The sequence below is a fragment of the Streptomyces sp. NPDC057877 genome, from assembly GCF_042796855.1.
Taxonomy (GTDB): domain Bacteria; phylum Actinomycetota; class Actinomycetes; order Streptomycetales; family Streptomycetaceae; genus Streptomyces.
On sequence record NZ_JBHVMS010000007.1, the window covers coordinates 344479 to 362567 of the forward strand.

The window sequence follows — 18089 nt, forward strand, 5'->3', positions numbered from 1 at the left end:
GCCGCCTTCGACGGTGATGCGGACCTGCACCGGCCCGTACTGCGTCTGCACCACGCTCCCGGTGAGCGTGCCGCCGTCCGGGGACTGGCCCGCCGCGGTCCGCTGCGGTGCCGCGCCGCCCACCGCCGCCGGGGAGCCCGGGTCGCTGCCCGGCTTCAGCGACAGCAGCAGCACGATCCCGGACACGGTGGCGGCGGTGGTGAGCACGATCCGCCGGAGCGGGTGACTCTTCCTCATCTTGCGGGGCTCCTGATTCGCGAAGGACGTGGGCGGCAGGTGTGGGTGAGGCGGCGTCGCTCACATCTCGAACGACTCGTGATGGATGCGGCGGGCCGGAACACCCGCGCCGCGCAGCGCCTCGTACACCGACTGCGCGAAGCCGGGCGGCCCGCACAGGAAGACGTCGTGGCGTTCGATGTCCGGGACCTTCCGGCGCAGCGACTCCGCGGAGATGTCCGGGCGCGCCCCGTCCGGGCTGTTGACCGCGTACATCAGCCTGGCCCCCCGCTCGTCGGCGATCGCGGCCAACTCGTCCCACAGGGCCAGGTCCTGGGTGCTGTTGGCCCGGTACAGCAGCGTCAGGTCACCGGAGGCGCCCGGCAGCGTCTCGAACAGCGCCCGCATGGGCGTGATGCCGACGCCGCCCGCGACCAGCAGCACCTTGCCGCGGCTGCGCCGGGCGGCGGTCAGGGCGCCGTAGGGGCCCTCGGCCCAGACCTTGGTGCCGGGCTCCAGCTCCCGCAGCCGGGAGCTGTGGTCGCCGATCGCCTTGACGGTGATCCGCAGCATGCCCGGGCGGGGCGCCGCCGACAGCGAGTACGGGTGGGAGCTGAACCGCATGCCCGGCGCGAGGAACCGCCACCGGAAGAAGTGCCCCGCCTCCGCGCCCATCCGGTGCAGCTTGCGCCCGCCGATGAGCACCGACACGATCCCCGGCGTCTCCTCGATCACCGCCTCGACCCGCATCCGGTGCCGCACGTTGAGCCGGATCGGGGTGACGACCCGGTACCAGAGCACCAGCGCGGTGACGGTGCCGTACAGGCCGTACCAGAAGGTCTTCGCCAGCGGCTCCACGGCGAACTCGTGCCCGGCGGCGATCTGGTGCCAGAACGTCAGGAACACCGCCACGTACATCAGGACATGGATGTGGTACCAGGCGTCGTACGGCAGCCTGCGCCGGATGCCGCCGATCGACACCAGCCCGATGAACAGCAGCAGACCGGTCCCGATGCCCGCCTTGCCCACGTCCGGCAGCTCGGTCACCAGGCTGACGAACTGCTGCACGAGATAGCCGAGGTCCCGGCCCGCCTGCAGGGCGTACCCCCAGGTGATGAGGAAGACATGGGCGATGACCAGGCACAGCGTGTAGCGCCCGGTCATCGCGTGCCAGCGGGCCACCCGGTCCGAGCCCACCCGCCGCTCCAGCGCGGGCACCCGCGCCATCTGGAGCACCACCAGCGCCATCAGATACCCGGCGAGCAGCCCGGTGATCCGCCCCGCGCCCAGAACCTGCCCCGTCCGGTCGGCGACGGACGGGGTGTTCTGCCACCACAGCCACAACACCCCGGCCGCCCCCGCCCACAGGCCGAGCAGCAACGGGACGGCGGGGTTCCGGCGCGGGCGAATACGGCGCATCGTCTGACGCCGGGCGGCCCGGCCGCTGGCGAGCGTGCTGGTCACTGTTCCTCCGGGGCGGGGGAAAGGGTGTGTCGTGGTCCCTCGGCCCAGAGATACGTGCGGGGCGGGCCGTGCGTTCAGCCCGCCCGCCGCCGTGTGCCGCGAACGGCCTGGCTACGGGCAGGCGGGGAGACCGGCACCACCGACGTCACCGTGGATCCGGGCCGCACCGCCCGCTCCTCGCCGCCGGTGCGCAGCACCACCCCGCCCGGCCCCGAGCCCAGGAACTCCCCGCACCGCTCCCCGCTGGTGGTCACCACCCGCACGAGACGGTCCGGCGGCGCGGCCGTCGCCGTCCAGACGACCACCACCGCGACGGCGGCCAGCGTCACCCCCGACACACCGCACACGGCGGCGTACCGAAGGGACCGGGTCACCCGGACGCTCTCCTGCCGCGTCCAGTCACGCAGGGCCTGACCCGCCAGCAAGCAGGCACAGCACGGTGCCCTCTCAGTAGCGGACGACGGCGGTCGGCCCGCTCTCCGTCCCGATGGCGATGTGCGGACGCCCCGCCGGATCCGCCCACGCGAGAATCCGCCGCATCGCGTCTGCGGGCACCGACACACACCCCGCCGTCGCCCCGCGCCCGTTGACGTGCAGGAAGATCCCGGCGCCCCGGCCGCGCACCGGGTGGCGGTAGTTGAAGCCGATGACGAGGGCGTGCGCGTACTGGGTGCCGTAGGAGACGAGGTGCTCGGCCTCGGTGGGGCGGCAGTGGGCCGGGCGGGGTTCGGCCCAGCGGTTGTAGGCGGGGGAGTCGTTGTCCTGGCACCACCAGGAGTGCTGGCGTACGGGCCGGTAGGGGTACGTCGTCCCGGGCGGCGCCTTCTTGATGCCGAAGGCGTACGGGAGGTCGTACAGGCCGGTCGGGGTGGTGTGCGTGCCCTGGTGCCGGGAGCGGCCCTCGGCCAGGCCGTTCGCGCCGAAGCGGGCCGGTGCCGAACCGGTGCGCACCCAGCGGCCGTCGGTCAGGTCCCACCAGGTGACCGTGCCCGTCGTGGAGCCCGGCTCCGGTGCCACGGCGGTGATCAGCTGACGGCCGCCGCCGGTGTCCGCCATCCGGTCGGGCAGCGTGCCCGGGTCGGCGGGGGCGGCGCCGGTCAGCAGGAACACGAGGGCCACGACGGCAGCGGTGCGCATGGCACCGACGCTAGCGGGCGGTGGTCGCGCCGCCAGCCCGGCTGCTCCGGACGGGGTCGCTCAACCGCTCCGGGGCGGGAGCGGCAGGGGCAGCCCGGGCAGGCCGTCGATGCTGGTGGCGATGTGCTCCTTCTTGGCGAAGTACTCGCTCAGCGAGGCGTCGTCCTCGCGGGCGAAGCGCCTGGCATGCAGGTCGCGCTCGCTCTCGTACGCCATGAAGGGCACCGCGTAGCCGCAGCTGTCGCGGATGTGGTCGGCGGTGACGAGGATGATCGCGCGCAGGCCGTGCGAGTCCGGGTCGATGTCGGGGAAGCGGGCGAGGAGGTCGCCGAAGCGCGGGTCGTCCAGGAAGACCGGCTCGCCGCGCCCGTGGACGCGGACGATGTTCGGCGGCCCCTGGAAGGCGCACCACATCAGCGTGATCCGGCCGTTCTCGCGCAGATGGGCGACCGTCTCGGAGGTGGAGCCCGCGAAGTCCAGATAGGCGACGGTGCGGTCGTCGAGCACGACGAGGGAACCCTTGAGTCCCTTGGGGGAGAGGTTGACCGTGCCGTCGCCGGAGAGCGGGGCGGTCGCGGTGAAGAAGAGCGGCTGCTCCTCGATGAAGGCCCGGAGCCTGCCTGCTATGCGCTCATGAGTCTTTCCCATGCGGAGCATTATCCAGCTACTTGATTTGTTTGTCTAAAGAAATATTTCCCCCTGGAGGCAGGGGGCTGATTGACGAATCATGCGGGGTACTGCATACTCATGCATGTCAGCGAATGCAGTGTGAGGAGAAACCCCGTGACCGAGCGCGTCGTACTCGCCTATTCCGGCGGTCTGGACACCTCCGTCGCCATCGGCTGGATCGCCGAGGAGACCGGCGCCGAGGTCATCGCCGTTGCCGTGGACGTCGGCCAGGGTGGCGAGGACCTGGACGTCATCCGCAAGCGCGCGCTCGCCTGCGGGGCCGTCGAGGCCGAGGTCGCCGACGCCAAGGACGAGTTCGCCGAGGAGTACTGCCTCCCCGCGATCAAGGCCAACGCGCTCTACATGGACCGCTACCCGCTGGTCTCCGCCCTCTCCCGGCCCACCATCGTCAAGCACCTCGTCGCCGCCGCCCAGAAGCACGGCGCCGACACCGTCGCGCACGGCTGCACCGGCAAGGGCAACGACCAGGTCCGCTTCGAGGCGGGCATCGTCGCCCTCGCCCCCGGCCTGAAGTGCATCGCCCCGGTCCGCGACTACGCCATGACCCGGGACAAGGCCATCGCCTTCTGCGAGGAGAAGGGCCTGCCGATCGCGACCACCAAGAAGTCGCCGTACTCCATCGACCAGAACGTCTTCGGCCGCGCCATCGAGACCGGCTTCCTCGAGGACATCTGGAACGCCCCGATCGAGGACATCTACGAGTACACCCAGAACCCGGCCGCCGCCCGCGAGCCCGACGAGGTGATCATCACCTTCAAGGAGGGCGTCCCGGTCGCCATCGACGGCAAGCCCGTCACCGTCCTGCAGGCCATCCAGCAGCTCAACGAGCGCGCGGGCGCCCAGGGCATCGGCCGCATCGACATGGTCGAGGACCGCCTCGTCGGCATCAAGTCCCGCGAGGTCTACGAGGCCCCCGGCGCGATCGCCCTGATCACCGCCCACCAGGAGCTGGAGAACGTCACCGTCGAGCGCGAACTCGCCCGCTACAAGCGCGGCGTCGAGCAGCGCTGGAGCGAGCTGGTCTACGACGGCCTGTGGTTCTCCCCGCTCAAGCGCGCCCTGGACGGCTTCATCGCCGAGGCCAACCAGCACGTCAACGGCGACATCCGGATGACCCTGCACGGCGGTCGCGCCGTCGTCACCGGCCGCCGCTCGGAGTCGTCGCTGTACGACTTCAACCTCGCCACCTACGACACCGGCGACAGCTTCGACCAGGCCGCGGCCAAGGGCTTCATCGACATCTACAGCCTGTCGTCGAAGATCGCCGCCAAGCGGGACCTGGCGTGAGCGGCTGACGCCCTCTCACACGCACTAGCCTGACAGCCGCCTCCTCACTCGCCGTGGGGAGGCGGTCGCACATCGGCATCTGTCGCACATCGCCATCTTCCGAGGAGCAACGCAAGTGAGCAGCAACAGCGGTGACGTACGGCTCTGGGGCGGCCGTTTCGCCGACGGTCCCGCCGAGGCCCTGGCCAAGCTGTCCGCGTCCGTCCACTTCGACTGGCGGCTCGCGCCCTACGACATCGCCGGATCGCGTGCCCACGCGCGCGTGCTGCACACGGCGGGGCTGCTCACCGAGGACGAGCTGACCCGGATGATCGCCGGGCTCGACCAGCTCGAGGCGGACGTGGCGTCTGGCGCCTTCGTGGGCACGATCGCGGACGAGGACGTGCACACCGCCCTGGAGCGCGGCCTGCTGGAGCGCCTCGGACCCGACCTCGGCGGCAAGCTGCGCGCGGGCCGCTCCCGGAACGACCAGGTCGCCACCCTCTTCCGGATGTACCTGCGGGACCACGCCCGTGTCATCGGCGGTCTGGTCGCCGACCTCCAGGACGCCCTGATCGGCCTGGCCGAGGCCCACCCGGACGTGGCGATGCCCGGCCGCACCCACCTCCAGCACGCCCAGCCGGTGCTTTTCGCCCACCACGTCCTCGCCCATGTGCAGTCCCTCACCCGGGACGCCGAGCGGCTGCGCCAGTGGGACGAGCGCACGGCCGTCTCGCCGTACGGCTCGGGTGCCCTGGCCGGTTCCTCCCTCGGCCTCGACCCGGAGGCGGTCGCCCGCGACCTCGGCTTCGAGCACGGCTCCGCCGCCAACTCCATCGACGGCACGGCCTCCCGTGACTTCGTCGCCGAGTTCGCCTTCATCACCGCGATGATCGGGGTGAACATCTCCCGGATCGCCGAGGAGGTCATCATCTGGAACACGAAGGAGTTCTCCTTCGTGACCCTGCACGACGCCTTCTCCACCGGCTCGTCGATCATGCCGCAGAAGAAGAACCCGGACATCGCGGAGCTGGCGCGCGGCAAGTCCGGCCGCCTCATCGGCAACCTGACGGGCCTGATGGCCACGCTCAAGGCGCTGCCCCTCGCCTACAACCGCGACCTCCAGGAGGACAAGGAGCCGGTCTTCGACTCCATCGACCAGCTGGAGGTCCTGCTCCCCGCCTTCACCGGCATGATGGCCACCCTCACCGTCCACCGCGAGCGGATGGAGGAACTGGCCCCGGCCGGGTTCTCCCTGGCCACCGACATCGCCGAGTGGCTGGTCAAGCAGGGCGTCCCGTTCCGCGTCGCGCACGAGGTCGCCGGGGAGTGCGTCAAGGTCGCCGAGGCCGAGGGCAAGGAGCTGGACGGCCTCACCGACGAACAGTTCGCGAAGATCTCCGCCCACCTCACCCCCGAGGTCCGCACGGTCCTCAACGTCCCGGGCGCCCTGGCCTCACGCGACGGCAGGGGCGGTACGGCGCCGAGCGCGGTCGCCGTACAACTGGCGGAGGTCAGGACGGACGTGGCGGCGCAGCACGCGTGGGCGGACGCGAAGAAGCGCCCTTGAGGGCGGCGCCCCGGGGGCGCGGGGAACCGCGCGACAACCCACGACGCTCCCGCACTCGCCCACGCACCGCGCCAGCCGAGCCCTGAAGCGACGGTCATCGCGGGTTACTTTGGTCGCACGCCTCACCGCAGCGACCGAACGGAGCCCGCGATGCCCTTCGCCCGACTGGCCACAGCCACGACCCCGACCTGCCACATCGGCCTCGGTCTCGCCGCCGTCGGCCGCCCGGGCTACATCAACCTCGGCCGCGACCACGACCTCGGAGAGGACCGCAGCGTCGAGACGCTGCGCACCCGCACCCACGACCTCCTGGACGCCGCCTACGCGCAGGGCGTGCGCTACTACGACGCCGCCCGCTCCTACGGTCTCTCCGAGGAGTTCCTCGCCGACTGGCTGAGCACCCGCCCCGACGTCGACGACGTCGTCATCGGCAGCAAATGGGGCTACACCTACACCGCCGACTGGTCCACCGACGCCGAGCGCCACGAGGTCAAGGACCACAGCCTGGCGGCGTACGAGCGACAGCGCGCGGAGAGCGTGGAACTGCTCGGCGACCGGCTCGACCTCTACCAGATCCACTCGGTGACCCCGGACAGCCCAGCCCTCACCGACAAGGAACTGCACGCCCGGCTCGCCGAGGCCGCCGCCGCGGGGCTGACCGTCGGCTTCTCCACCAGCGGCCCGGCGCAGGCCGACGCGATCCGTGCCGCGCTGGAGGTGACGGTCGACGGCGAGCCCCTCTTCCGTACCGTCCAGTCCACCTACAACGCCCTGGAGACCTCGGCCGCCCCCGCGCTCGCCGAGGCGCGTGACGCCGGGCTCACGGTGATCGTCAAGGAGGGCATGGCCAACGGACGGCTCGCCGGGGAGAACGCCCCCTCCGCCCTGGTGTCGGTGGCCGAGGAGACCACCCTCGGCTGTGACGCCGTAGCGCTCGCGCTGATCCTGCGGCAGCCCTGGGCCGGTGTCGTCCTCTCCGGCGCCGCGACCGTCAGCCAGCTCGCCTCCAACCTGCACGCGCCGGTCGTCGACCTCGACGAGGACCAGCTCGCCCTGCTCGCCACGCTGGCGGAGGAGCCGCGGGTGTACTGGGAGCGGCGCGGACAGCTGCCCTGGCACTGAGACTCACCCGAGTGACTGACCCACGATCCGTGAGTCACGTATGCCCAGCATGAGACATGCACGTCTCATATGGTCTATGGTTGTCTCATGGCTGTCGATCGTGACCACGTACTGCGCACCGCCGCAGCGCTGCTGACCCACAAAGCCACCGCGACCATGGACGAGGTTGCCAAGGCCGCCGGGATCAGCCGCGCCACCCTGCACCGGCACTTCGCCGGGCGGGACGCCCTGGTCCGCGCGCTGGAGGCGCTGGGCATCGCCGAGTGCGAGGCCGCCCTGGACTCGGCCCGGCTGGACGGAGGCAGCGCCAGTGACGCCGTACGGCGGCTGGTGCGGGAGATCGAACCCTCGGCCGGGCTGCTCGCGTTCCTCGTCACCGAGAACCAGCTGTTCGAGGGCGAGGAACAGCACGAGGGCTGGTCCCGCCTCGACGCCAGGATCGCCGCGCTGTTCCGGCGCGGCCAGCAGAGCGGCGAGTTCCGCATCGACCTCACGCCCGCCTGGCTCACCGAGGCGCTCTACGGCCTCGTCGGCTCCGCGGCCTGGGCCGCGCAGAACGGCCGGGTCGCCGCCAAGGACTTCCAGCACATGATCGTCGAGCTGCTGCTCGGCGGAGCGCTCCGAAGAGAGGAACCATGACCAGCACCATGCGGCACGTCGACACGGCCGAGGCGGTGCGGCGCCCGGGCCGCTGGCTCGCGCTGTCCGTGCTCGTGCTCGCCGTGCTGCTGGTGGCCGTCGACGCGACCGTCCTCGGCCTCGCCACCCCGTACATCAGCGAGGACCTCGACCCGACCGGCACCCAACTGCTGTGGATCGGCGACGTCTACTCGTTCGTGATCGCCGGTCTGCTCGTCTCCATGGGCAGCCTCGGCGACCGGATCGGCCGCAAGCGGATCCTGCTCGTCGGCGCCACCGCCTTCGGCGCGGTGTCCGTGCTCAACGCCTACGCCACCACCCCCGAGCTGATGATCCTGGCCCGGGCCCTCCTCGGCGTCGCGGGCGCCACCCTGATGCCCGCCACGCTCGCCCTGATCCGCAACCTCTTCCACGACCCGCGCGAGCGCAGCCTCGCCGTCGGCATCTGGGGCGCCACCGCCTCCGCGGGCACCGCCGTCGGCCCGATAGCGGGCGGCCTGCTCCTGGAGCACTTCTGGTGGGGCTCGGTCTTCCTGATCAACCTGCCCGTGATGGCGGTCCTGGTCCTGGTCGGCGCCAGACTGCTCCCCGAGTCCCGCGACCCCAGCCCCGGCCCCTGGGACCTGCGCGGCGTCCTGCTGTCGCTGGTCGGCATGGTCGCGGTCGTCTACGCCGTCAAGGAACTCGCCGCCCACGGGCCCGGGTGGCAGCCGCTCGCGGTGGGCGCGCTGGGCGCCGCCGCCCTCCACGGCTTCGTCCGGCGGCAGCTCACCCTGCCCGCCCCGCTGCTGGACATGCGGCTGTTCCGGCACCGCGGCTTCAGCGGGGCCGTGCTCGCCGACCTGCTGACCATCCTCGGCCTGTCCGGGCTGGTGTTCTTCCTCTCCCAGTACCTGCAACTCGTCCAGGGCAGGCGCCCCTTCGAGGCGGGCCTCGCCGAACTCCCCGCCGCCGTCGGCGCGGTGGCGGCCGGGCTGGTCGCGGGCCACGCCGCCCGGCGCTTCTCGGTACGGGCCGTGGTCTCCGGCGGACTCGCCGCGGTCGGCCTGGCCCTGGCCGCGCTGACCCTGCTCGACCAGCACACCGGGTACCCGCTGCTCGGGGCCGCCCTGCTGGTCGTCGGCGTCGGCGCCGGGTTCTCCTTCACCGTCACCGCCGACGTCATCCTGACCGCCGTACCGAAGGAACAGGCGGGCGCGGCCTCCGCGGTCTCCGAGACGGCCTACGAACTGGGCGCGGCCCTCGGCATCGCCCTGCTCGGCTCCATCGTGACGGGCGTGTACAAGGGCTTCACCGCCCCCACGGGCACCCCGGCCGCCGCCCACGAATCCCTGGGCGGCGCGGTGGAGGCGGCGACGGAACTGCCCGCGCACACCTCGGCGGTGATGCTGGACGCGGCCCGCCAGTCCTTCGTGGACGGCCTGACGCTGGCGGCGGGCGTAGGGGCAACGGTCCTGCTCATAGCGTCAGCGGCGGCATGGTGGCTGCTTCGCGGCCAACGTCTGGACAGTGCCGCTCAGGGGCGCGGGGAACTGCGCGACTAGCCACCGGCGACCCGCACTCGGCCCCCCGGCCCAGCCACCCCCTTTAAGTACATTTTCGGCTCCGCCTGATGGTCTTGGCTCCACACCCCGACGACCAAAGGAGCCACCGCCCATGACCGAGGGCAAACTCCTCGAAGAGGCCCTCTTCGAGGTCAAGCGGGTCATCGTCGGCCAGGACCGCATGGTGGAACGCATGTTCACCGCGGTCCTGGCCCGCGGCCACTGCCTGCTGGAGGGCGTGCCCGGCGTCGCCAAGACGCTGGCCGCGAAGACGCTCGCGCATGTCGCGGGCGGCCACTTCGCGCGCCTCCAGTTCACCCCCGACCTGGTTCCCTCCGACATCACCGGCACCCGGATCTACCGCCCCTCCCAGGAGGCCTTCGACATCGAACCGGGCCCGGTGATGGCCAATGTCGTCCTCGCCGACGAGATCAACCGCGCTCCCGCCAAGGTGCAGTCGGCGCTCCTCGAGGTGATGGGCGAGCACCAGGTCTCCATCGGCGGCACCACCCTCCCCGTCCCCGAGCCGTTCCTCGTCCTCGCCACCCAGAACCCGATCGAGTCCGAGGGCGTCTACCAGCTCCCCGAGGCCCAGCGCGACCGCTTCCTGCTCAAGGTGGACGTCGCCGCGCCGAGCGAGTCCGAGGAACTCGCCATCCTCTACCGGATGAGCGTCGACCCGCCCCGCCCGCGCCGCGTCCTCACCCCCGAGCGGCTCGTGGCGCTCCAGCGCTCCGCCGACGAGGTGTTCGTGCACCACGCCGTCGCCGAGTACGCCGTACGGCTCGTCGTCACCACCCGGGAACTCGCGGGTCCCGACAGCCGGGTGGCGCACGGCGCGGGCCCGCGCGCCACGCTCGGCCTGGTGGCCGCCGCCCGCGCCCTCGCCCTGCTGCGCGGACGCGGCTACGTCCTGCCCGACGACGTGCACGACCTGGCCCACGAGGTCCTCGCCCACCGGCTGGTCCTCTCCTTCGACGCGCTCGCCGACGGGGTCAGTGCCGCCGCGATCGTCGACGAGGTGCTCGCCGCCGTACCCCGTCCCCTGATCAGCCCGCGCCAGGCGGCCACCGAGGAGGGCGCCGCATGAGCGACAGCACCCCCTCCCTGCGCGAACTCACCCCCGAACAGGCGCTGAAACACCTGGAGTTGCTGTTCACCCGCCGCCCCGACGGCCTCCTCCAGGGCGACCACCCCTCCCTCCTGCCCGGCCCCGGCAGCGAGGTCTCCGAGACCCGTCCCTACGTCATCGGCGACGACGTCCGCCGGATGGACTGGAACGCCACCGCCCGCACCACCGTCCCGCACGTCCGCCGCACCCTCGCCGACCGCGAACTCACCACCTGGATCGTCCTCGACGCCTCCGCCAGCATGGACTTCGGCACCGCCCGGATGGAGAAGCGGGACCTGGCCGTGGGTGCCGCGGCGGCGGTCGCGTTCCTCACCGAGCGCGCCGGGAACCGGCTCGGCGCCCAGCTCACCGGCCCGTACGGGATCCGCCGTATCCCGCCCCGCGGTGGCCGGGGCCAGCTGCTGGCGATCCTGCGGGCCGCGCTGGAGCGGCCCCGGGTGGAACCGGGCGTCCCGGAGCAGAGCCTCGCCGACGCGCTGCACGCCCTGCGGGTGCTGCCGCCGCGCGGCATGGTCGCCGTCATCTCCGACTTCCTGGAGAGCGGCTGGGAGCAGCCGCTGCGCACCACCACCCGCCGCCACCAGGTCCTCGCCGTCGAGACCGTCGACCCGCGCGAGCTGGAACTGCCCGACGTCGGGCTGCTCACCGTGGTCGACCCCGAGACCGGCCGCCGCCGTGAGATCCCCACCCACGCCCGCCGGTTCCGCGAGCGCTACGCCGCCGCCGCGCTGGAGCAGCGGGCCCTGATCCGGCAGTCCATCCGTCACTCCGGCGCCGCCCACCTCCAGCTGCGCACCGACCGGGACTGGGTGCGCGACATCGTCCGGTACGTGTCCGGCCAGCGGCGGCGGGCGGGCGCGAAGGGGGCACCATGAGTCTGCGTTCCCCCGGCTGGCTGGCGCTCCTGCTCCCGCTCGCCGGACTCGTCGCCGCCTATGTGCTGGTCCAGCGCAGGCGCGGTCGCTACGCCGTCCGGTTCACCAACCTCGACCTGCTGGACAAGGTCGCCCCCGCCCGGCCGGGCAGGCGGCGGCACATACCGGCGGCGGCCTTCTGCGGCACGCTCGCCCTGCTGGTCGTGGGCTTCGCCCGGCCGACCACCGAGGTCCAGGTGCCCAGGGAACGGGCCACGGTCGTCGTCGCCTTCGACGTCTCCGCGTCGATGGAGGCGACCGACGTCCAGCCGACCCGGTTCGCCGCCGCCCGCACCGCCGCGCTCGCCTTCGTGGACCAGCTGCCCGAACGGTTCAACGCCGGACTCGTCCCGTTCAGCGGCACCGCCACGGTCGCGGTCCCGCCGACCACCGACCGCGAGCTGCTGCGCGCCGCGATCGAGGGGTTGCAGACCGGCGCGGGCACCGCCATCGGGGACGCCGTGACGGCCGCCCGCGACGCCATCCGCACCCTCGACGAACAGGCCGACACCGAGCCGCCGCCCGCCCACATCGTGCTGCTCTCCGACGGCTCCAACACCACCGGCCGCCCGGTGGAGTCGGCGGCCAGGGAGGTGGCCGCCGACCGGATCCCGGTCTCCACGATCGCCTACGGCACCCAGGACGGCACCATCGACCTGCCCTCCGGCAACTCCGTCCAGGTCCCCGTCGACGGACCCGCCCTGGAGGACCTGGCCGCCGCCACGGGCGGCGACTACCACGAGGCGGCCACCGGAAAGGAACTCGAGGCCGTCTACGACGACATCGGCAGCTCCGTGGGCCATCGCACCGAGGAGCGCGAGATCTGGCAGTGGTTCGTCGCCGCCGCCCTGCTCACCGCGCTCGCCGCCGCCGCGACGTCGCTGCTGTGGTTCTCCCGGTTGCCGTGAACTCGGCTGCCCTGAACCCGGCTGCCGTGAACTCGGTTGCCCTGAACCCGGTTGCCGTGTATCCGGCTGCCTCGAACTCGGTTGCCGTGAACCCGGCTGCCGTGAACTCGGTTGCCCTGAACCCGGTTGCCCTGAGCACGGCCGCGGTGACCCCGCCCCGACCCGCGGTACCCGTCACCGGCCCGTCCACCGCCCCCGGTTCCACCGACCAAGGAGGCACCCCGTGACCGAAGACACCCATCCCGCGGCCCCGGCCCTCGACGGAGCCGTCCCCACCCGGCCGCCCGGCCGTACGGACCCCTCCGGGCCCGGGAGCCCGCTGGACGAACCCGTCTCCCACCCCGGCCTCGGCACCCCACGCGGCCCCGCCTTCCTCGCCGCGCCCCCACCCGCCCCACGGCACCACCCCGCCTCGACCAACCCTGTCGGCAACCCGGTCGTCACCCCCGCCCCGGCCCAGGGGAAGCCCTCGCGGCCCCTCACCGCCACCCTGCTCGCCGCCGTGCTCGCGGGCGGGTTCGCCGGGTACGCGGCCGGGGCGTGGGGGGACCAGGACCCGGCGGCCATCACCACACCGCGGGACGCGGGCGGTGACCTGGAGGCCGTCGCCGCCCGGGTGCTGCCCAGCGTGGTGTCCGTGCGGACGGCCGAGGGACAGGGATCGGGGTTCGTCTTCGACGAACGGGGCCGGGTCCTCACCAACGCCCATGTCGTGCGGGGCAGTTCCGAGGTGACGCTGGAGCTGCAGGACGGGCGGCGGCTGCGTGCCGAGGTGATCGGCGACGACCCCGCCCGCGACGTCGCCGTCCTGGAGCCGGAGACCGCCCGCGGCCTGGACGCCGCCGAACTGGCCACCGGCGTCCGGCCCGCCGTCGGGGACTCTGTGCTCGCGATCGGCTCACCGCTCGGTCTGAGCGGTACGGTCACCTCGGGGATCGTCAGCGCCCTGGACCGCCCGGTCCGCCTCGGCGACGGCGGCGGCCAGCGGCGCGCGGTGCAGACCGACGCGTCGATCAACCCGGGCAACTCCGGGGGACCCCTGGTCGACACCGAAGGCCGCGTCATCGGCATCAACACGGCCATCGCGACGTTGGACCAGCAAAGGGGCGGCTCCATCGGCATCGGCTTCGCGATACCCGTGGGCGACGCGCTGGACGCCGCGGAGACGATCATCGACGGCGGTTAGGGGGCCGTACATGAGACTGCTGGTGGTCGAGGACGAGGAGGACCTGGTCGTCGCCCTCAGGGTCGGCCTGGTCCGGGCGGGCTACGCCGTCGACGTCGCCCCCGACGTCGACACCGCGACCGAGAAGCTCGCGGTCAACGACTACGACCTCGTCCTGCTGGACCTCAACCTCCCCGACGGCGACGGCTTCGCGGTCTGCCGGGACATCCGCGCCACCCCGGGCGGCCCGCGCATCCTGATGCTCACCGCCCGCGACCGGCTCGCCGACCGGGTGCGCGGCCTGGACGAGGGCGCCGACGACTACCTCGTCAAGCCCTTCGCCCTGCCCGAACTCCTCGCCCGCATCCGCGCCCTGCTGCGCCGCGAGGACGGTGGCACCGCCGTGCTCGAGGTCGGCGAACTCCGCCTGGACACCGCCCGCTTCGAGGCCTACCGCGGCGACCGCCGACTCCAGCTCACCCCGAAGGAGTTCGGCGTGCTGCACTACCTGATGACCCGCCCCGGCCGGGTCGTCCCGGCCGAGGAACTCCTCGAACACGTCTGGGACGAGCACGCCGACCCGTTCACCAACACGGTCCGGGTCACCGTCGGCTCCCTGCGCCGCAAGATCACCGGGGAGCAGGAGCCCCTGATCGAGACGGTGATACGGCAGGGCTACCGCCTGAAGGAGACCCCATGCGACTCGTGAGACCGATGAGCCGCATGAGCCTCGTCAGCAGGCTCCGGCCCCGGCTGCCCGCCTTCACCCACACCATCCGCTTCCGGCTGACGGTCCTGTACTCCGGTCTGCTCTTCGTCTTCACCGCGCTCGTCCTCGGCGCCACCTACCTCGCCGTCGAACGCAGCGGCGAGGCCCACCCCGTCAGCAAGGAGTTCCGCGCGGAGAAGTACGTCAACAACGTCTACATGGGTGAGTTCGACGTCGTGAAGCTCCAGGAGGTGGAGGCCGCCGTCAACTACGAGACGCTCGGCAACCTGCGCAACTTCTCCTACGCCGTGCTCGGGGTCCTCGCCGTCGCCAGCCCCGTCATCGGCTGGATCCTCTCCGGCCGCGCCCTGCGCCCGGTCCGCGCCATCTCCCGTACCGCCGCCGACATTCAGGCCACCGACCTCTCCCAGCGCATCCGCCTCACCGGTCCCAAGGACGAGCTGCGCGAGCTGGCCGACACCATCGACTCCATGCTGGACCGGCTCGACGAGGCCTTCCGCGCCCAGCGCCAGCTCATCGACGACGCCTCCCACGAACTGCGCAGCCCGCTCGCCATCATCCGCGCCAACCTCGACGCCGTGCTCACCGCCGAGGACTCCGACGAGGCGGAGCGGCGCGCCGCGGCCCATGGCGTCGACCGGGCCACCACCCGCATGACCCGACTGGTGGAGGACCTGCTCGCCACCGCCCGGCGCAGCGCGCCCGCGCTCGCGGACGCCGACGTCGACCTCGCGGCGGCGGCCGGTGAGGCCTGCGAGGAGTACGCCCCCCTCGCCGCCGAACGCGGCCTCACCCTGCAGCGCCGACTGACCCCCGGCCTGACCGTCATCGGCGACCACGACGCCCTGCGCCGCTCGGTGGGCAACCTGCTCTCCAACGCCGTACGCCTGGCCCCACCCGGCACCCGCATCACGGTCACCGCGGGCCGCAGCGGCGGCTGGCTCTGGACGGCGGTCCGCGATGAGGGCCCCGGCATCCTGGACGACGACCAGACCCGCGTCTTCGACCGCTTCTGGCGAGCCAGGCCGGGCAGCGGCAACCGAGACCGCCACGCCGGACTGGGCCTGGCGATCGTCCGCCAGATAGTGGAGTCCCACGGGGGCCAGGTCCGCCTGTTCTCAAGGGTGGGCGAGGGCTCTACGTTCGTCCTGTGGTTCCCGGCCCCAGGGGAGTCCCACAAAAACGGCGGCCCTCCGGAGACGGCCGGACCCATGCCGACCTAGGGGCGCGCGGAACTGCGCGACAAGCCACAACGAAACCCGCATGCGGCGGAGAACCCGCACCCCCACCCCGTCACCCGGCGGAGCCCTACGCCGCCTTCTTCGCCTTGGTCGCGTACATGTCCACGTACTCCTGCCCGGACAACCGCATGACCTCGGCCATCACAGAATCCGTCACCGCCCGCAGCACATACCGGTCCCGCCCCATCCCGTCATACCGGGAGAACTCCATCGGCTCACCGAACCGCACCGTCACCCGCCCAGGCCGCGGCATCCCCGCCCCACCCGGCTGCAACTTGTCCGTGCCGATCATCGCGAACGGCACCACCGGCGCCCCCGTCATCAACGTCAGCCGGGCGATCCCGGTCCGCCCCCGGTACAGCCGCCCGTCGGGGGAGCGCGTCCCCTCGGGGTAGATGCCGAACATCCGCCCCTCCTCCAGCACCCGCCGCCCGGTCATCAGCGCCGCGACCCCACCGCTGGCCCCGTCCCGGTCGACGGGGATCATGCCGACCCCGGTGAAGAACCACGCCATCAGCCGCCCCTTGAGGCCCTTGCCGGTGACGTACTCGTCCTTGCCGATGAAGAACACCTGCCGCTTGGTGACCAGCGGCAGGACGATGGAGTCGATGAAGGTCAGGTGGTTGCCCGCGAGGATGACCGGGCCCTCACCCGGGATGTGCTCCAGGCCCTCCACCCTCGGGCGGAACATCAGGCGCATGATCGGGCCGAGCACTGCCTTGATGAGCGCGAAGCGGGACAACGGGCCCTCCGGTGTCAAGGGGTCGATATGAGTCTGTGCAGGTGAGGACGATACTCGCGGCCCGGTCGCGGCGCACATCGAGGGCCTTGGGTTCACCGATGTCTTACGCACTGTTGACCCGGCTTTACCTGCGGTGCCGCGCCGGGCGCCGCTCGTAACCCGCACGCCACGATGTGACGGACATCGCGCCCGGGGGACCGCCGTCCGGGTACCCGGCACCGCGACCGGCGAACCGACGGTTCGTCACCTCTTCACTCCCTCACGACATCCAGCGTCACCTCCGTGTTCCCGCGCGGGTCTCCCGCCCGTCATCACGGCACACCTACCATCGGCGCGCATCGAACGGGCGCACGGCAGGAGGGGCACATGGCCAACCAGGAGTCGCACCACAGCGGTCAGGACGGACAGCAGGCCACGGGGCGGCGGGCCCTGCTGGGCGCCGCCGTGCTCGGCGCGGGCGGAGCCGTCCTCGGGCTGTCCGGCACGGCGAGAGCCGCCTCGGACGGGCAGCGCGGTCACGGCGGCGGGCTGGGCAGCCTGCCCGTGCCGACGATCGTCGCCCACCGCGGCGCCAGCGGCTACCGCCCCGAGCACACCTTCGGCGCGTACGAGCTGGCCCTGGACATGGGCGCCGACATCGTCGAGGCGGGCGACCTGGTGGTCACCAGGGACGGTCACCTCGTCTGCCGCCACGAGCCGGAGATCGGCGGCACCACGGACGTGGCGGACCACCCGGAGTTCGCCGACCGCAAGCGGACCAAGACGCTCGACGGGGTCCCCGTCACCGGCTGGTTCACCGAGGACTTCACGCTCGCCGAGCTGAAGACCCTGCGCGCCGTCGAACGCATCCCGGCCAACCGCCCGAACAACACCCTCTACGACGGCCGCTGGGAGATCCCCACCTTCGAGGAGGTGCTGCGCTGGCAGGACGAGCAGAGCCGCAGGCGCGGCAAGCAGGTGTGGATCTACCCCGAGCTGAAGCACCCCACCTACTTCCGGGGGCAGGGCCTGCCTCTGGAGGAGCGGGTCGCGAAGCTGCTGCGCAAGTACCGCAAGGACCGCTTCAACTCGCCGGTCATCCTCCAGTCCTTCGAGCCGACCAGCATCCAGCGCCTGAACAAGCTGGTCGACACCCCGCTCGTGGTGCTGCTGTCCGGCCCCACCAGCCGCCCGTACGACTTCGTCGAGAACGGCGACCCGCGCACGGTCGCGGACCTGGTCAAGCCCGCGGGGCTGCGGGAGATCGCCTCGTACGCGCAGGGCATCGGCCCCACCCTCGACCTGGTCATCCCGAGGGACGCCACCGGACGCCTCACCCGGCCGACGACCCTGGTCGCCGACGCGCACAAGGTGGGCCTCAGGCTGCACCCCTGGACGGTGCGCAACGAGAACCCCTTCCTGCCCGCCGACTTCCGCAAGGGCACCGACGCGGACGCCTACGGTGACGTGTTCGCCGCCTACCGGACCTACTTCGCCACCGGGATCGACGGTGTCTTCACCGACCACCCGGACACCGGCCTGCTGGCCCGCGAGGACTTCGTCAACGGCTGAGTCCCCGCACCCCGTTCGGGTGTAAGCACGGCCGCCCGGGCAACCCTCGCCCGGGCGG

General features: G+C 72.3%; 17 protein-coding genes and 1 pseudogene. 12 read left to right on the forward strand and 6 right to left on the reverse strand.

The genetic code is table 11. The features are described from left to right. The 5 genes and pseudogenes from ACFVQG_RS23095 to ACFVQG_RS23115 form a co-directional block, all read right to left on the reverse strand. Window positions 1–237, reverse strand: a pseudogene (locus ACFVQG_RS23095) (FMN-binding protein); the annotation flags it as partial. 60 nt (window positions 238–297) lie between these two features. Then, the gene (locus tag ACFVQG_RS23100; RefSeq protein ID WP_383386475.1) at window positions 298–1680 is read right to left on the reverse strand and encodes a ferric reductase-like transmembrane domain-containing protein; all 1383 of its coding nucleotides are present in this window, start codon (window positions 1678–1680) and stop codon (window positions 298–300) included. Between the two features lie 74 nt (window positions 1681–1754). Then, complete coding sequence (locus ACFVQG_RS23105; RefSeq protein WP_383386478.1) at window positions 1755–2054, reverse strand: hypothetical protein; 300 nt, start codon at window positions 2052–2054, stop codon at window positions 1755–1757. A 73-nt stretch (window positions 2055–2127) separates the two neighbouring features. Further along, window positions 2128–2817 carry a L,D-transpeptidase gene (locus tag ACFVQG_RS23110; protein WP_383386480.1) on the reverse strand — a complete coding sequence of 230 codons (690 nt, stop codon included), beginning with the start codon at window positions 2815–2817 and terminating at the stop codon, window positions 2128–2130. A 60-nt stretch (window positions 2818–2877) separates the two neighbouring features. After that, the gene (locus tag ACFVQG_RS23115) at window positions 2878–3465 is read right to left on the reverse strand and encodes a pyridoxamine 5'-phosphate oxidase family protein (RefSeq protein WP_383386483.1); all 588 of its coding nucleotides are present in this window, start codon (window positions 3463–3465) and stop codon (window positions 2878–2880) included. 135 nt (window positions 3466–3600) lie between these two features. Here ACFVQG_RS23115 and ACFVQG_RS23120 point away from each other — a divergent pair, with 135 nt between their 5' ends. The 11 genes from ACFVQG_RS23120 (at window position 3601) to ACFVQG_RS23170 (ending at window position 15720) form a co-directional block, all read left to right on the forward strand. Continuing rightward, window positions 3601–4794, forward strand: a complete 1194-nt coding sequence (locus ACFVQG_RS23120; RefSeq protein ID WP_383386485.1) for an argininosuccinate synthase — start codon at window positions 3601–3603, stop codon at window positions 4792–4794. Window positions 4795–4909: 115 nt separating this feature from the next. Further along, window positions 4910–6343 carry an argininosuccinate lyase gene (gene argH, locus ACFVQG_RS23125; protein ID WP_383386488.1) on the forward strand — a complete coding sequence of 478 codons (1434 nt, stop codon included), beginning with the start codon at window positions 4910–4912 and terminating at the stop codon, window positions 6341–6343. 150 nt (window positions 6344–6493) lie between these two features. Then, window positions 6494–7465, forward strand: a complete 972-nt coding sequence (locus ACFVQG_RS23130) for an aldo/keto reductase (RefSeq protein ID WP_383386490.1) — start codon at window positions 6494–6496, stop codon at window positions 7463–7465. A gap of 87 nt (window positions 7466–7552) precedes the next feature. Then, window positions 7553–8104 (forward strand): TetR/AcrR family transcriptional regulator, encoded by a 552-nt coding sequence (locus tag ACFVQG_RS23135; protein ID WP_383386492.1) that lies wholly within the window; start codon window positions 7553–7555, stop codon window positions 8102–8104. Continuing rightward, a complete protein-coding gene (locus ACFVQG_RS23140; protein ID WP_383386495.1) occupies window positions 8101–9648 on the forward strand; it encodes an MFS transporter in 1548 nt (515 codons plus the stop codon). The genes ACFVQG_RS23135 and ACFVQG_RS23140 overlap by 4 nt, the downstream gene beginning before the upstream one ends. A gap of 112 nt (window positions 9649–9760) precedes the next feature. Next, window positions 9761–10738 carry an AAA family ATPase gene (locus ACFVQG_RS23145; protein ID WP_383386497.1) on the forward strand — a complete coding sequence of 326 codons (978 nt, stop codon included), beginning with the start codon at window positions 9761–9763 and terminating at the stop codon, window positions 10736–10738. Continuing rightward, entirely contained in the window at window positions 10735–11655 is a 921-nt protein-coding gene (locus ACFVQG_RS23150) for a DUF58 domain-containing protein (protein ID WP_383386500.1), read from the forward strand. The genes ACFVQG_RS23145 and ACFVQG_RS23150 overlap by 4 nt, the downstream gene beginning before the upstream one ends. After that, window positions 11652–12602 carry a VWA domain-containing protein gene (locus ACFVQG_RS23155; protein WP_383386502.1) on the forward strand — a complete coding sequence of 317 codons (951 nt, stop codon included), beginning with the start codon at window positions 11652–11654 and terminating at the stop codon, window positions 12600–12602. Before ACFVQG_RS23150 ends, ACFVQG_RS23155 begins: the two co-directional genes overlap by 4 nt. Before the next feature lie 223 nt (window positions 12603–12825). Then, entirely contained in the window at window positions 12826–13788 is a 963-nt protein-coding gene (locus tag ACFVQG_RS23160) for a S1C family serine protease (protein ID WP_383386505.1), read from the forward strand. A gap of 10 nt (window positions 13789–13798) precedes the next feature. Beyond that, window positions 13799–14476, forward strand: coding sequence for a response regulator transcription factor (locus ACFVQG_RS23165; RefSeq protein ID WP_383386508.1), 678 nt, complete (start codon window positions 13799–13801; stop codon window positions 14474–14476). Beyond that, a complete protein-coding gene (locus ACFVQG_RS23170) occupies window positions 14464–15720 on the forward strand; it encodes a sensor histidine kinase (protein ID WP_383386511.1) in 1257 nt (418 codons plus the stop codon). Before ACFVQG_RS23165 ends, ACFVQG_RS23170 begins: the two co-directional genes overlap by 13 nt. An 85-nt stretch (window positions 15721–15805) precedes the next feature. On the opposite strand, the gene ACFVQG_RS23175 is transcribed toward ACFVQG_RS23170, so the two are convergent. Then, the gene (locus ACFVQG_RS23175; protein WP_383386513.1) at window positions 15806–16480 is read right to left on the reverse strand and encodes a lysophospholipid acyltransferase family protein; all 675 of its coding nucleotides are present in this window, start codon (window positions 16478–16480) and stop codon (window positions 15806–15808) included. A 366-nt stretch (window positions 16481–16846) separates the two neighbouring features. Here ACFVQG_RS23175 and ACFVQG_RS23180 point away from each other — a divergent pair, with 366 nt between their 5' ends. Continuing rightward, window positions 16847–18031, forward strand: coding sequence for a glycerophosphodiester phosphodiesterase (locus ACFVQG_RS23180; protein ID WP_383386515.1), 1185 nt, complete (start codon window positions 16847–16849; stop codon window positions 18029–18031). The last annotated feature ends 58 nt before the right edge of the window (window positions 18032–18089 follow it).